The sequence below is a fragment of the Hylemonella sp. W303a genome (assembly GCF_046452315.1).
Lineage (GTDB): Bacteria > Pseudomonadota > Gammaproteobacteria > Burkholderiales > Burkholderiaceae_C > Hylemonella.
Genome location: NZ_JBKFDG010000001.1, coordinates 552,019 through 565,227, shown reverse-complemented (window position 1 = coordinate 565,227; position 13,209 = coordinate 552,019). Strand labels below are relative to the sequence as shown.

General features: G+C 62.5%; 14 protein-coding genes and 3 tRNA genes. 3 read left to right on the top strand and 14 right to left on the bottom strand.

The annotated features are described in order from the left end of the window. Window positions 1–42 precede the first annotated feature (42 nt). The 4 genes from dxs to ACLBKS_RS02600 form a co-directional block, all read right to left on the bottom strand. Entirely contained in the window at window positions 43–1,968 is a 1,926-nt protein-coding gene (dxs, locus tag ACLBKS_RS02615) for a 1-deoxy-D-xylulose-5-phosphate synthase (RefSeq protein WP_410191230.1), read from the bottom strand. 17 nt (window positions 1,969–1,985) lie between these two features. Next, the gene (locus tag ACLBKS_RS02610; RefSeq protein ID WP_410191229.1) at window positions 1,986–2,939 is read right to left on the bottom strand and encodes a polyprenyl synthetase family protein; all 954 of its coding nucleotides are present in this window, start codon (window positions 2,937–2,939) and stop codon (window positions 1,986–1,988) included. Next, window positions 2,924–3,184: an exodeoxyribonuclease VII small subunit gene (locus tag ACLBKS_RS02605; protein ID WP_410191228.1), complete on the bottom strand. Its 261-nt coding sequence runs from the start codon at window positions 3,182–3,184 to the stop codon at window positions 2,924–2,926. Before ACLBKS_RS02605 ends, ACLBKS_RS02610 begins: the two co-directional genes overlap by 16 nt. A 100-nt stretch (window positions 3,185–3,284) precedes the next feature. Then, the gene (locus tag ACLBKS_RS02600) at window positions 3,285–4,109 is read right to left on the bottom strand and encodes an endo alpha-1,4 polygalactosaminidase (protein ID WP_410191227.1); all 825 of its coding nucleotides are present in this window, start codon (window positions 4,107–4,109) and stop codon (window positions 3,285–3,287) included. Between the two features lie 345 nt (window positions 4,110–4,454). Here ACLBKS_RS02600 and ACLBKS_RS02595 point away from each other — a divergent pair, with 345 nt between their 5' ends. The 3 genes from ACLBKS_RS02595 (at window position 4,455) to ACLBKS_RS02585 (ending at window position 7,593) form a co-directional block, all read left to right on the top strand. Then, entirely contained in the window at window positions 4,455–5,600 is a 1,146-nt protein-coding gene (locus ACLBKS_RS02595; RefSeq protein ID WP_410191226.1) for an aromatic ring-hydroxylating oxygenase subunit alpha, read from the top strand. A gap of 165 nt (window positions 5,601–5,765) precedes the next feature. Next, window positions 5,766–6,665 carry a DMT family transporter gene (locus ACLBKS_RS02590; RefSeq protein WP_410191225.1) on the top strand — a complete coding sequence of 300 codons (900 nt, stop codon included), beginning with the start codon at window positions 5,766–5,768 and terminating at the stop codon, window positions 6,663–6,665. Window positions 6,666–6,690: 25 nt separating this feature from the next. After that, window positions 6,691–7,593: a sulfurtransferase gene (locus ACLBKS_RS02585; protein WP_410191224.1), complete on the top strand. Its 903-nt coding sequence runs from the start codon at window positions 6,691–6,693 to the stop codon at window positions 7,591–7,593. A gap of 81 nt (window positions 7,594–7,674) precedes the next feature. On the opposite strand, the gene ACLBKS_RS02580 is transcribed toward ACLBKS_RS02585, so the two are convergent. From ACLBKS_RS02580 to ACLBKS_RS02535, 10 genes are all read right to left on the bottom strand, one after another. Continuing rightward, window positions 7,675–7,998 (bottom strand): hypothetical protein, encoded by a 324-nt coding sequence (locus tag ACLBKS_RS02580; protein WP_410191223.1) that lies wholly within the window; start codon window positions 7,996–7,998, stop codon window positions 7,675–7,677. A gap of 18 nt (window positions 7,999–8,016) precedes the next feature. Then, on the bottom strand, window positions 8,017–8,901 hold the full coding sequence (locus tag ACLBKS_RS02575; RefSeq protein ID WP_410191222.1) for a ZIP family metal transporter: 885 nt from the start codon (window positions 8,899–8,901) through the stop codon (window positions 8,017–8,019). 67 nt (window positions 8,902–8,968) lie between these two features. Then, complete coding sequence (locus ACLBKS_RS02570) at window positions 8,969–9,880, bottom strand: dienelactone hydrolase family protein (protein WP_410191221.1); 912 nt, start codon at window positions 9,878–9,880, stop codon at window positions 8,969–8,971. Between the two features lie 201 nt (window positions 9,881–10,081). Further along, window positions 10,082–10,291 (bottom strand): hypothetical protein, encoded by a 210-nt coding sequence (locus tag ACLBKS_RS02565; protein ID WP_039852879.1) that lies wholly within the window; start codon window positions 10,289–10,291, stop codon window positions 10,082–10,084. A 247-nt stretch (window positions 10,292–10,538) separates the two neighbouring features. Next, on the bottom strand, window positions 10,539–10,823 hold the full coding sequence (locus ACLBKS_RS02560) for a DUF3297 family protein (RefSeq protein ID WP_410191220.1): 285 nt from the start codon (window positions 10,821–10,823) through the stop codon (window positions 10,539–10,541). After that, window positions 10,820–11,830, bottom strand: a complete 1,011-nt coding sequence (locus tag ACLBKS_RS02555) for an LLM class flavin-dependent oxidoreductase (RefSeq protein ID WP_410191440.1) — start codon at window positions 11,828–11,830, stop codon at window positions 10,820–10,822. The genes ACLBKS_RS02560 and ACLBKS_RS02555 overlap by 4 nt, the downstream gene beginning before the upstream one ends. 140 nt (window positions 11,831–11,970) lie before the next feature. Next, complete coding sequence (locus ACLBKS_RS02550; protein WP_410191219.1) at window positions 11,971–12,711, bottom strand: lytic transglycosylase domain-containing protein; 741 nt, start codon at window positions 12,709–12,711, stop codon at window positions 11,971–11,973. Between the two features lie 61 nt (window positions 12,712–12,772). Further along, a tRNA-Asp gene (locus tag ACLBKS_RS02545) sits at window positions 12,773–12,849 on the bottom strand. A gap of 67 nt (window positions 12,850–12,916) precedes the next feature. After that, window positions 12,917–12,992: transfer RNA gene (locus ACLBKS_RS02540), tRNA-Glu, on the bottom strand. Window positions 12,993–13,071: 79 nt separating this feature from the next. Then, window positions 13,072–13,147 (bottom strand) — tRNA-Ala (locus ACLBKS_RS02535). Window positions 13,148–13,209: the final 62 nt, after the last annotated feature.

The window sequence follows — 13,209 nt, the reverse complement described above, 5'->3', positions numbered from 1 at the left end:
AGTCCGCGCTAAGAGCGCCGACGTCGGTCCCCATGCGCGCCATCAGCGCGCGACCACCTTCAAAGCCGGCTTGTGCGCCGTGGCCGCAGTCAGTTCAGGGTAACGCGCCACGATGGCGCCTTCGATGCCCGCCGCATCCAGCCCTTGCAGCGCGAGCAACTTGGCCGGGTCCCCGTGCTCGATGAAGCGATCAGGCAAGCCCAGCTGCAGCAAGGGCATGGACAAGCCTGCGGCCTGCAGCGCCTCGCTCACGGCGCTGCCCGCGCCGCCCATGACCACGCCCTCTTCCACCGTCACGAGCGCTTCATGTTGCGCCGCCACCTGCAGCAGCAATTCAATGTCCAGCGGCTTGGCCCAGCGCATATTGACCACGGTGGCATCGAGTTTTTCAGCGGCCTCCAGCGCCGGATACAGCAAGGTGCCAAAGGCCAAGATGGCGAGGCCCTTCTTCGTTGCCTCCGACTCACCGCCCGCGCGCCAGCGACGGACTTCGCCCTTGCCGTAAGACAGGGGTTCAAGATCAGACAGCGGCGACACCCCCGCGCCCGCGCCCCGTGGGTAGCGCACCGCCACGGGATGGTTCTGGGCGTAGGCGGTGCTCAACAACTGACGGCACTCGCGCTCATCCGCCGGACAGGCGACGGCCATGTTCGGAACGCAGCGCAAGAAAGGAATGTCAAACGCGCCAGCATGCGTGGCACCATCCGCACCCACCAGGCCCGCGCGGTCCAGCGCGAACACCACAGGCAGGTTCTGCAACGCCACGTCGTGGATGAGCTGGTCATACCCCCGCTGCAGGAAAGTGCTGTAGATCGCCACGACGGGCTTGAGCCCCTCGCAGGCCATCCCAGCAGCGAGCGTGACGGCGTGCTGCTCGGCGATGCCCACGTCGTAGTAGCGACCCGGGAAGCGTTGGTGGAACTCCACCATGCCCGAGCCCTCGCGCATGGCGGGCGTGATGCCCACCAAGCGCATGTCCTGCTCGGCCATGTCGCAAAGCCATTGGCCGAAGACTTGCGTGAAGGTCTGCTTCGGCGGCGTGGCGGGCTTGACCAATCCAACCGCCGGATCAAATTTGCCGGGGCCGTGGTAGGCCACGGGATCGGCCTCGGCCAGCTTGTAGCCTTGGCCTTTTTTCGTCACCACGTGCAGGAACTGCGGCCCACTGAGCTGCTTGATGTTTTCGAGCGTGGGGATCAGGGAATCCAGGTCATGCCCGTCGATAGGACCGATGTAGTTGAAGCCGAACTTCTCAAACAGCGTCGCGGGCACGACCATGCCCTTGGCCTGCTCCTCCAGACGCTTGGCCAACTCGAACAGCGGCGGAGCGGCCTTGAGCACGCTCTTGCCAACCTGCTTCGCGGCCGAATAGAAACGACCGCTCATCAACTGCGCCAGGTAGCGGTTGAGCGCGCCCACGGGCGGGCTGATGCTCATGTCGTTGTCGTTGAGGATGACGAGCAGGCGGCAATCCTCCACGCCACCGTGGTTCAGCGCCTCGAACGCCATGCCGGCCGTCATCGCGCCGTCGCCGATCACGGCGATGGCATGGCGGTCCTCACCTTTCTGACGCGCGGCCAGCGCCATGCCCAGCGCGGCGGAAATCGAGGTGCTGCTGTGCGCAGTGCCAAACACGTCGTACACGCTTTCGCTGCGCAGCGGAAAGCCGCTGATGCCGCCCAGCTGGCGCAGGCTGCCCATGCGCTCGCGCCGCCCCGTCAGGATCTTGTGCGGATAGGTCTGATGCCCCACATCCCACACCAGTCGATCGTTCGGCGTGTTGAAGACGTAGTGCAAGGCCACGGTGAGTTCCACCGTGCCCAGGTTGGAGCTCAGGTGCCCCCCCGTCTTGGAAACGCTTTCGAGCACGAAGGCGCGCAACTCGTCGGCCAGGGGCTTGAGCTGCGAACGTGGCAATTGGCGCAGGTCCGCAGGATCGTTGATGGTGTTCAACAGCGAATGGCTCATGTCCGATACCTCAACTCTCAATGCGCGCGTTCCACCACCAGGTCGGCCAGGGCATGCAAGGCACGGGTCTCATCGACCTCGCTGGACTGGGCGGGGTTCAAGTCACGGAACCGCGCCAACGCGGCCAAGGCCTGCGCGTGCAATTCACGTGCATGGGCCTGGGCGCGCGCCAGGCCCATCAAGGACACATAGGTGGGCTTGTCCTGCACTGCGTCCTTGCCCGCCGTCTTGCCCAGGGTTGCACTGTCGGCCGTGACATCCAGGATGTCATCCACCACCTGGAAGGCCAGGCCGATGGACGCTCCGTAGTCGCTCAGCGAGGCCTGCTGCGCCTGAGTCGGTTGGCCGCAGGCGGCGCCCATCATCACGCTGGCCTGGAGCAATGCACCGGTTTTAAGGCGGTGCATCTGCCGCAGGCGCTCTTCGTCCAGCTTGACGCCCACGCTGGCCAGGTCGATGGCCTGTCCGCCGGCCATGCCCGCACTGCCCGCCGCGCGAGCCAGCAATCGACACAAGCGGGCCTGCATCGTGACGGGCACCGCGGCTTCGTCGTCGGGCGTGAGCAACTCAAACGCCAAGGCCTGCAAGGCATCCCCGGCAAGCAAGGCCTGGGCTTCGCCGAATTTGACGTGCACCGTGGGCTTGCCACGACGCAACACGTCGTTGTCCATGCAGGGCATGTCGTCATGCACGAGGGAGTAAGCGTGGATCAATTCCGTCGCGCAGGCGGCGCGCAAGGACGCAGCCGCGTCGCCGCGCACCGCCTCGCATGCCGCCAGCACCAGCAGGGGGCGCAGGCGCTTCCCGCCGTCAAGCACCGCGTAGCGCATGGCCACGCCCAGCCCCACATCGGCGTGCCCTGGCGTATCGACGCCCACCCACTCCTCCAGAGCGCGTTCGACGCGTGCCAGGCGCTCGTCCATCCAAGCGCGCAAGTTCCAATCCAGCACGGGCTTCACTCGGGTGTCCATGTCTTGAGCATGCCCTCGTCGAGCACCTTGATCTGCGACTCCACCGCGTCAAGCCGGCCTCGACAGAACTGCAAGATCTCAGCGCCCCGCTGGTAGGCGGCCAACAATTGCTCCAAAGGCAACTCTCCAGACTCCAGCCGGACCACCAGTTGCTCGAGCTCACGCATCGCTTCTTCATAGGTGTCCGGCATCGCGGGGGTGCCGGACTCCGTAGCGGCGGGAGATGGGGAAGGTGCCTTCGGCATGGAAACGACTTTTTGTCCAAGAAAAGTGGATTTTAGGCGCTGGGAAGGTGAAGCACTCAATGCCCTGTCGCGTGCCATGCAGGGCATGGGCCACATGCGATCACAGCTCGCAGCTGTGACGAAATGCATCATCCAGTTCGAGCGGCAGTATCAGGGTCCGAATGCTCAAGGCCCGCGATGAAGCGCACATGGCTTGACGGGCCGCGGCGTCGTACCGGTAGCTGTCTGCGTATTCGGCGTTGAACACCGGCTTGCGTTTACTGATGAAGATCTGATAGCCAGCGCACTCATCGTACTCGTGACATTGCTCGTTGACAGCGAAGTCCACGTCGTCCACGAGTTCATTCAACTGGTTCATGTTGTTTTTCAGACCGAAGGCCAAGCCTCGGGCATGGGCTTCGCCCGCGAGAAAGCGGATGTACTCCAGCTGCGAGTCCGCCGTCAATGGAAAGCCGGGGTCATTCTCGTAGGCATCCACGTTGTCAGGCTCGACACCATCACAGCCCTTCGCTTTTGCAAGGTCCAAGCGCTTGAGCATGATTCGCCGAACATTGGCGGAGCGGGTGTCCAGCCACTTTTCACCGACCCAGACACTGTCCAGTGGATTGCCCATGTCGGCGGCGTTGAACTCCGAGAAGTCGGAGCGCCAATTCTCGGAACTGCCGGCGGAGAAATAGCAAACGACCTTCTTCCCCGCCGCGTGCAAGGTAGCGATCGTCACAACTGGGACATCCAACAAGTCGATGTCGTAGATGGCGACGTCATACCCCGTGTTGATGTCGTCCTTGAGCTGCCACTGCCAAGTGTCGGTGACCGCAGGCTGCCACCGAGCAGCGTCACCGTTTGAACCACCAGAACCGCCCGAGCCATCACCACACCCGCCCAGACTCGCGGCGAAGAGCAATACCAGTAGCTTTAGTTTCATTGATCGGCTGAATCTTTTGTGGTCTGGCGCATTATCCAATCCCTTGGCCGCGGGATGGTTCGCAACTATCGTGCGTCTGGCGCAAACAAGCAGCCACGAAGCACTTGCAGCGCACGATGTGCAAAGCCCTTGTACCCTGCTGCGAGATAAAGCTTGCCCCAGACAACCCTGGGGGTACAATCGCGCCTCTTTTTCGCCCCGGTTCGTGGTGCCCTTGGGCTTTTGCTCACTCACGGAGCCCCGAGGATCAAACCGCCGCGGACTTTTCCCTCACTCTCACGCTCCCAAGCGTGCCAACCTCCAGTACCTTCCAACCAGAAGGGGGGAGCTTTAGGTCAGGACACCATGTCTGATTTAAGCCTTCGACTGCAGCAGGCGCACAGCCAACTACCCGTCACCAGCTATTTCGACGAGGCGCTGTTTCAGCGTGAGATGACAGAGCTCTTTGGCCGTGGCCCGCGCTACGTGGGTCACGCTGCCAGCGTTCCCGAGGTCGGGGACTACCACGTGCTGGCCCACGAAGGCAACGGCCGCGTGCTGGTGCGCCAGCGCGATGGCTCCATCACGCTGCAATCCAATGTCTGCCGCCATCGCCAGGCCGTGATGCTACAAGGCCGGGGCAATCTCCAGCACGAAGGCAAGGGCCATGCGGGCGGCAACATCGTCTGCCCACTGCACCGTTGGACCTACTCGGGCGGCGGCCAACTCATCGGGGCCCCGCATTTCGCACAAGACCCTTGTCTACACCTGAGTCAATACCGGCTGCAGGAGTGGAACGGCCTGCTGTTCGAGGATGGGCTGATCGACGGTCCGCATGGTGGCCGGGACATCGCGGCAGATCTGGCGGACATGGGCCCACGCGCAGAACTGGACTTCAGCGGCTACACGCTGGACCGGGTGGAAATGCACCAGTGCAACTACAACTGGAAGACCTTCATCGAGGTCTATCTGGAGGACTACCATGTCGGCCCCTTCCACCCAGGACTGGGCCGCTTCGTGACGTGCGACGACCTGCAATGGGAGTTCAAGGAGCATTACTCCGTGCAGACCGTGGGCGTGTCCGAAGCCTTCGAACGACCCGGATCTCCGACCTACCAGCGCTGGCACGAGGCTCTGCTGAAGTACCGCAACGGACAGAGGCCCGAGCGCGGTGCGATCTGGCTGACCTACTACCCGCACATCATGGTGGAATGGTACCCGCACGTGCTGACCGTCTCGACCCTGCACCCCATCAGCGTGGACAAGACGCTGAACAAGGTGGAGTTCTATTACCCCGAAGAAATCACCGCCTTTGAACGTGAGTTCGTCGAGGCCCAGCAGGCTGCCTACATGGAGACCTGCATCGAAGATGACGAGATCGCCGAGCGCATGGACGCAGGCCGCAAAGCTTTGATGCTGCGCGGACAGAATGAAGTCGGTCCTTACCAAAGCCCGATGGAAGACGGCATGCAGCACTTCCACGAGTGGTACCGCAGGCAATTGGGTCTCTGAGGCTCCGAGGCAAAAGTCGGTACGGCATGCCCGTGCCGACGAAAACCGCAGCCCCAGTTTTGCGGGCGCTTGTCGTTCGGGCACGGGGTGGCATAGTGCGAACCCATTTCCGGGTGTAATACAGGCTTAGCAACTTTGTGGCGCTCTATCGCGGCCCGCTCTCCTATGCAAGCCCTCTGGATGGTTCTGGGTGCTTTCTTCTTCGCCACCATGGGCGTGGCGGTCAAGTACGCGTCCACCTCGTTCAACACCTTTGAACTGGTCTTCTATCGCAGCATCATCAGCATGGTCTTCCTGGGCCTGGTGCTGCGCAGACAGGGGGTGAAGTTGCCCACCCCCGTGCCGGGCATGCACGTCTGGCGCAGCCTGGTCGGCGGGTTCTCGATGATTGCCTGGTTCTACGCCATCGCCCACCTGCCGCTGGCCACGGCCATGACGCTGAACTACATGAGCAGCATCTGGGTAGCCGCCTTCATCATCGGCGGCGCGCTACTGACCACGGTCAGCGTCGCTCAGGCGCAGCGGCAAGGACCCATGCTCTTCATCGTGCTGCTGGGTTTCGGGGGCGTGATCCTCGTGCTGCGCCCCACGATCGACCACGACCAACTTTTGGCTGGCCTGATCGGCCTGCTTTCCGGCATCGGAGGCGCGCTGGCCTACATGCAGGTCACGGCCCTGGGCAAGGTGGGCGAGCCGGAGGGGCGCACGGTGTTCTACTTCGCCGTCGGCACTGTCATCATGGGGTTGATCGGTTGCGCGATCGTTGGATTCACGCCTTGGTCGCAGGTCAGTTGGCAAGCAGCCGCCTGGCTGGTACCCATCGGCATCCTGGCCTCGCTGGGCCAGTGGTGCATGACCCGCGCCTACAGCCGCGGCCATACGCTCACTGTGGCCAGCCTGCAGTATTCCGGCATCGTGTTTGCCTCCATCTACAGCCTGATGCTGTTCGGCGACGAACTGCCACTTTCGGGTTGGATGGGTATCGCGCTCATTCTGGCCACCGGTGTGGCCGCGATCCTGCTGCGCGAGCGCACTGTGCCCAACACCCCCGCTGAAGAACATTGAGACCAAGCCTCCGCCCTAGCTGACCATGCGCTACACGACCCTGATCTCAGCCACAGAACTTCAAGGCCTGCTGCGCGAGCACAAGCCCGTGATGATCTTTGACTGCAGCTTCGACCTGGCCCAGCCCGCGCAAGGCGATGCGCAGTTCGAGCAACTGCGCATCGCTGGCGCCGTGCGTGCCGACTTGGATCGACACCTCAGCGCCAAGGAGGCGGCTCTGACCCATGGCGTCGGCAAAGCCGCGCCCATGGCGGCGTCGGGCGGCCGTCACCCGCTGCCCCAGCGCGAGGTCTTCGCGCAATGGCTGGGCCGCATCGGTTTCCAGAATGACATGCAGGCGGTGGTGTATGACCGACAAGGTTCGAGCTTCTGCGTGCGGCTGTGGTGGATGCTCAAGTGGGCCGGGCACGAAGCCGTGGCCGTGCTAGACGGTGGTTTGCCTGCCTGGCAGGCCATCCAAGGGCCGGTGGCCAGCGGCCCGGCGGCCATGCCAACTTCGGCCAGCCAGCGCCCATTTCAGCCCGGCAAGCCACTGGCGCGCCTGGTCACTGTGGAAGAGGTGCGCGCCAATCTCAACCAATCCAGCTTGCAAACCGTGGTGGATGCGCGCGCTCCCGCCCGATTTCGGGGAGAGGTCGAACCCCTGGACCCGGTCGCGGGCCACATCCCGGGCGCACTCAACCGCCCCTTCGGCGACAACTTCGGTCCAGACGGTCGATTCAAGTCACCCGCGCAATTGCGCGCGGAGTTCGACGCTCTGCTGGGCGGTCGCCCTCCAGCGTCGGTGGTACACCAATGCGGCAGCGGCGTGACCGCCACGCCCAACCTGCTGGCCATGGAACTCGCTGGCTTGGGCCGTGCCGCTTTGTACGCGGGAAGTTGGAGCGAATGGTGCAGTGACCCGACGCGCCCTGTCGCCAAGGGCTGAGGCCCGATGGTGACGGGCTGCCTCGCATCAGCCTGAGGCCTCAAGCGCGATGGCAGCTGGAAGGCTTGGTGGGGCCCTGACTCAGCGCCCCAAGCGATCCGTGGTGGCACTGTCCACTTCGCGTGAATTCACGTCAATGACCTCGGCGCCCGCCGGAGCACCTGAAGGGGCCGATTGAGCATTCGCTCGCCGGAAGAACTGTGCCTGAGCCTGGCGCAGGATGGTGAAAGCCAAGGGCTGCACGGGACGCCCCAGCAAGCGGGCGATCAAAGCGTACAGCCCCCAAGCCACGAGCATGAACAAGCTCAGCGCGAGCACGAAAACCATCACCATCAAACCGACCACCAGCAGGCCCAGGCGAAGGAAAAAACCGAAAACGGAAAAAAACAGGCGTTCGAAACTCATGATGAAAAGCACATGTCCTCAGTGTGCATGGGCCAAGGTACTGGTCAACATGACCAGGCCAATGCCCACGAGCAGCCAGGCGATCTGAGCCAGCGTCGCGGCCAGACTCAGGCGCTTCTGCAGTTGCGGAATCAGATCGGCCAGCGCCACATAGATGAAGCTGCTGGAGGCAATCACAAGGAAATAGGGAAGATAGTCATGCAGCCAATCCACCAACCACCAGCCCAATACGCCGCCCAGGGCAGTGATGGCGCCAGCCAATGACACCTTGAGCAAGGCCGCGCGACGGGTTCCACTGGCGGCACGCAACACCACCAGATCCCCCATGTGATGGGGCACCTCGTGCGCAAGCACGGCCACGGCGGCGATCACACCCAGCCGCAAATCCGCCATGAACGCCGATGCGATCAAGATGCCGTCACCGAAGCAGTGCACGCTGTCACCCGCCAGCACGGTCCAGCCCCCCGAAAGGCTCAGCGGCCGCCCATGGGAGGAGCCATCGGTATCGTGGTGATGATGATGAGAATGACCGTGGTGGGCATGCGCATGCTGATCAGTGCCGGCCGGGGAGTCCACGTGATGTTCATGCCCATGGTGCCAGAGCTCGGCCTTGTCCAACAAAAAGAAGAACACCACACCACCCAACAAGATGATGAACAGCGTGTGAGGCCGGATGCCGTGGTCCAGATCGTTCGCGGTGGGCACGAGCATGCTCACGTGCGCGGCGCTCTCGAAGGCTTCGGGCAACAAGTGCAGGAAAGCGGCGCCCAGCAAAGCCCCCGCCGCCAAGCTGAGCATGTGCTGGGTGTACCGCGCCAAGCTGGAACTGAGCGCCGCAGCCAACCATACGCTGCCAATGCCGGCAGCCAATGTGCCGAGAAGAATCGCGAAAAAGGTCGTCATGCCTGGGATTGTCCCAGACCTGTCAAGCCCCGACGGCGAGGCCCGGCATGCCCCCTGCAGGTCTGAATCAAACCACGCCGTTGAGCTTGAACCAGGCCAAGGCGCGCTTCCAGCCGTCCTCGGCAGCTTCCCTGCGGTAACTGGGTCGGTAGTCCGCATGGAAAGCGTGGGGCGCATCCTTGTAGACCACGAACTGCGAGGCCTTGGCGTTGGCGTTGCCGCCCGCCAGCACCTGCTTCATCTGGGCAATACTTTCCTGAGGAATGCCGGTGTCAGCCTCGCCATAGAGGCCGAGCACGGGGCCGTTCAACTGTGCGGCCACATCCACAGGTTGTTTGGGTGTCAGCTCGCTAGAGGCACCGACGAGCCTGCCGTACCAAGCCACGCCCGCCTTGATGGCGGGATTGTGCGCGGAATAGAGCCAGACCTGCCGGCCGCCCCAGCAGAAGCCAGTGACGCCGACACGCTTGAGGTCGCCTCCATTTGCACCAGCCCAAGCCAGCGTGGCATCAAGGTCCGACATCACCTGGGCGTCAGGCACCTTGCTGATGACCTCGCTCATGAGTTTGCCGATCTCGGTGTAGCCTTTCGCGTCGCCCTGGCGAATGAATAGCTCGGGCGCAATCGCCAGATACCCCGCGTGCGCGAATCGCCGGGTCACATCCGCGATGTGTTCGTGCACGCCAAAAATCTCGGACAGCACCAGCACCACCGGCAAACCTGTCTTGCCCGCAGGCTGCGCCCGGTAGGCAGGGAGCTTGTAGCCTCCCTGCGCCGTGATGGTGATCTCTCCCGCCGTCAGTCCGGCGGCGCTTGTCGTGATCGCGGTCTGCGCCATGATGGGCAGCACCGAGGCGGCATACCCCACCCCCAGTGCGGTCTCGATGACCGTGCGGCGGTTGGCGCCAGCGAGGAAAGACGGATCGGTGGGAACCGACAAAAGGGATTTGAATTCGCTGTCGAGATCGGTATTGAGCATGGAAATCTCCTGCGAGTGAGTGGCATGGGGCGGTCAGTGTAGGGTTCATGCAAACCCATGGACGCCAGAGGGCCAGCGGCACGGCGCACGCGTTCTGCCACGCGAGTACGGCTACCAGTCACGAAAAAGCCCACCACCGTTGCCGGATGGCGGGCTTTCCCTGAGAAGCGTGTTCAGGATATTTTCATATCCTGCGGCCATTCACTTGGCCGGGGCAGCGTCGGTCTTCTTCTCCGTCTTCTTTTCCTTTTTCTCTGCCTTCTTTTCGGCGGGCTTGGCGGCTGGCTTGGCAGCGGGCTTGGCTTCAGCCTTGGCCGGGGCAGCTGCGGGAGCGGCAGCGGGGGCAGCAGTCTGGGCAAACACGGAAGCAGCGAAGAGGCCAGCGATCAGCGTGGCAAGCAGCTTGGACATTTTGGACATTTCAAGGTTCTCCTGGCAGTTGAAATTACTAATTAAAGAGATAAAGAGACGCACATCTCCGATCTCCCTTGATTTCGGGATGCGGAACGAAAATTAACGAGCTTTTGTGAAGCAACGGTAAAGGCAGCGCAGCGGCCTGGTAAAACCTTACAACATATCCGAGTTTTTTCACCCGCCATGTGAAAGCTGCCTGAAGAGGTTGTATACGGCCCGCGATGGGGGATATACGGAGGAAACCCTAGTAGCGGTAGAAAGGTTCGACCGTGCCCTTGAGCTTGAGCAGCAAAGGCTGACCCTTGCGGTCCAAAGTCTTGCCGGCGGGGACTTTGATCCAGCCCTCGCTGATGCAATACTCCTCGACATCGTGCCGCTCCTTGCCATTGAAGCGTATGCCCACATCGCGCTCAAAAACGGCAGCCACGTGGTGAGGGCTGCGCGGATCGATGGAGAGTCGATCGGGCAATGCGGGATGAGTGGCCTGAGACCCGGCCTGGGTTTCGTTGGGGGCGTTCATGCCCATCATTGTGCTTCACTGGAGAGCACGATTTCTTCCTGAGGCAAGGCGCGCATCGCCGCCGCCGCGAGCTCCAAGGAGCGCAGGCGCAGCTCCGGCTCGTACACATCCGACACCAGAATGAATTCATCGGCCTGCGTCAGTCGGGCCAATTGAGCAAGGCCTGAGCTCAGGGTTTGAGGTCCACCGATGACCGCCACGCCCAAGAAATCCGCGATGGCTGCTCGCTCCTGGGGAGCCAAACTGTCCATGTAATGCGAGACGGGACGAGGCAGGAGGCCGCGTCGCCCCGTCACGATGCCGAGCACGCGCTGGAAGGTGCTACTCGCCAAGTAGTCGGCCTCGTCATCGCTGGGTGCGGCCACCACCGGCACGCCAATCGCAGCATAAGGATGATTCAGGACCGCGGAAGGACGGAACAAGCTGCGGTACAGCTCCAAAGCCTGCAACAGATACCGCGGCGCGAAGTGAGATGCAAAGGCATAAGGCAGGCCCAACTCGGCCGCCAGGCGCGCGGAAAACAGGCTGGAGCCCAACAGCCAAATCGGCACGCGAGTGCCTGCGCCCGGAGTAGCGGTCAAGCGCTGCCCTGGCTGCGCAGGCGCCAACAGGCGCTGCAGCTCGGCCACGTCTTGAGGGAAGTCGTCTTCGCGCTCCACGCGGTCGCGCCGCAATGCGCGCATCGTCATGGGGTCGGTGCCTGGTGCTCGGCCCAACCCAAGATCAATGCGGCCAGGGTAAAGCTCCGCCAACGTGCCAAATGCCTCCGCCACTGTCAGCGGGGCATGGTTAGGCAGCATGATGCCGCCTGAACCGACACGAATGCGCCGCGTGGCACCAGCGACATGGCCTATCAGCACGGCAGTGGCAGAACTTGCGATGCCGGGCATGTTGTGATGCTCGGCCAACCAGTAGCGGGTGAAGCCCAGGGACTCGACGTGCTGTGCCGTACGCACAGCCAGATCAAGCGCCTGGCGCACAGTGCCGCCTTCGCGCACGGCAACCAAGTCCAACATGGAATAGGCGGGAATGCGCGATGTGCCACCCAGTGCGATGCCCTGGGGGAAATGATGTTGCATGTGTTCCATGGCCGAAGATTGTCGACCAAGCACTTATTTTTCGCAGCGGCCAGGTCAACAACCCTGCCTGTCGCGTTTCATCCCTGCCAGTCCAGTTGCGCTGCTCTGCGATAGCGGTACAAGAGCACCCGAACCCGCTGGACGTATGCACGCGTCTCGTCATAGGGCGGCACCCCGGCATAGGCCTGGACCGCCTGCGGTCCTGCGTTGTAGGCGGCAGTAGCCAAACTCACATCATTGCGAAAACGCGCAAGCATTTCGGCCAAATAGCGCGCGCCTCCATCGATGTTTTCTCGAGGGTCGTGGGGCCGACGCACACCCAGCGCCCGTGCCGTCGCGGGCATCAATTGCATCAACCCGCGAGCACCTTTAGGCGAACGCGCACCTGCGTTGAAGCTCGATTCGGCATGGATCACAGCGCGAACCAGGGCGGGGTCCAACTGATAACGGCGCGCTGCCGCGTTGATTTCTTTGGCGTACTCACGCTGGAACAGAGGTGTGGTGCGCCAATCGGCACGCTCCAGGCGAGGTACCAAGTCACAGGCATCACAGGCGTAGCGCTGCATCACATGAGGATTGCGAGTGATAACGCGCGCTGGAAACACGGCAACGCCACCTCCGGTGTAGGCATGGACCTTGATCAACGCCTGCGGCGCTGGGCGGACATCCGATTTGGTCAGCTGCGCCTGGGCAGGAGACACCAAGGGAGCCGACACCACAAGCGATGTGCACAGCACCCGCACCGGCCATTGCTGAATACAAGCCACCAAACCGCGAAGCGAGGTAAAGAACAGATGCACGGTGATCTGAACAGACATCGGATAGGCCTGAATCAAAAGAAAAGGGCTTGCCACTGTTGAGCGGCAAGCCCTTGTATCTTGGCGGAGTGGACGGGACTCGAACCCGCGACCCCCGGCGTGACAGGCCGGTATTCTAACCAACTGAACTACCACTCCGCGTTGGTGTGACGTTCGCCCATGGTGCTTGATTGCTCTCGCACAACAGGCCAAGTGCCACAAAACTTGGCGACCCTACGGGGATTCGAACCCCGGTACTCACCGTGAAAGGGTGATGTCCTAGGCCTCTAGACGATAGGGTCAAAACCTTGGACTTCGAAATCCTCACCAGCATCTCGCGACACCTGCAAGAACTTCTTAACCATCTCGCGACGCCTCATATGGTGGAGGTAAGCGGGATCGAACCGCTGACCTCTTGCATGCCATGCAAGCGCTCTCCCAGCTGAGCTATACCCCCGCTTGTTGCTTTTGCCGCATGCCTAACCAGTGATCAGGCATTTGTCATTTTCAGCAACCGCC

Coding starts and splice junctions, on each gene's coding strand:
- ACLBKS_RS02560 (WP_410191220.1), bottom strand. CDS start 10,823: ATGATGGGCATGAACGCCCCCAACGAAACCCAGGCCGGGTCTCAGGCC.
- ACLBKS_RS02575 (WP_410191222.1), bottom strand. CDS start 8,901: ATGACGACCTTTTTCGCGATTCTTCTCGGCACATTGGCTGCCGGCATT.
- ACLBKS_RS02565 (WP_039852879.1), bottom strand. CDS start 10,291: ATGTCCAAGCTGCTTGCCACGCTGATCGCTGGCCTCTTCGCTGCTTCC.
- ACLBKS_RS02555 (WP_410191440.1), bottom strand. CDS start 11,830: ATGTTGGACTTGGTTGCCGTGCGCGAAGGCGGCACTGTGCGCCAGGCG.
- ACLBKS_RS02595 (WP_410191226.1), top strand. CDS start 4,455: ATGTCTGATTTAAGCCTTCGACTGCAGCAGGCGCACAGCCAACTACCC.
- ACLBKS_RS02610 (WP_410191229.1), bottom strand. CDS start 2,939: ATGGACACCCGAGTGAAGCCCGTGCTGGATTGGAACTTGCGCGCTTGG.
- dxs (WP_410191230.1), bottom strand. CDS start 1,968: ATGAGCCATTCGCTGTTGAACACCATCAACGATCCTGCGGACCTGCGC.
- ACLBKS_RS02580 (WP_410191223.1), bottom strand. CDS start 7,998: ATGAGTTTCGAACGCCTGTTTTTTTCCGTTTTCGGTTTTTTCCTTCGC.
- ACLBKS_RS02590 (WP_410191225.1), top strand. CDS start 5,766: ATGCAAGCCCTCTGGATGGTTCTGGGTGCTTTCTTCTTCGCCACCATG.
- ACLBKS_RS02600 (WP_410191227.1), bottom strand. CDS start 4,109: ATGAAACTAAAGCTACTGGTATTGCTCTTCGCCGCGAGTCTGGGCGGG.
- ACLBKS_RS02605 (WP_410191228.1), bottom strand. CDS start 3,184: ATGCCGAAGGCACCTTCCCCATCTCCCGCCGCTACGGAGTCCGGCACC.
- ACLBKS_RS02570 (WP_410191221.1), bottom strand. CDS start 9,880: ATGCTCAATACCGATCTCGACAGCGAATTCAAATCCCTTTTGTCGGTT.
- ACLBKS_RS02585 (WP_410191224.1), top strand. CDS start 6,691: ATGCGCTACACGACCCTGATCTCAGCCACAGAACTTCAAGGCCTGCTG.
- ACLBKS_RS02550 (WP_410191219.1), bottom strand. CDS start 12,711: ATGTCTGTTCAGATCACCGTGCATCTGTTCTTTACCTCGCTTCGCGGT.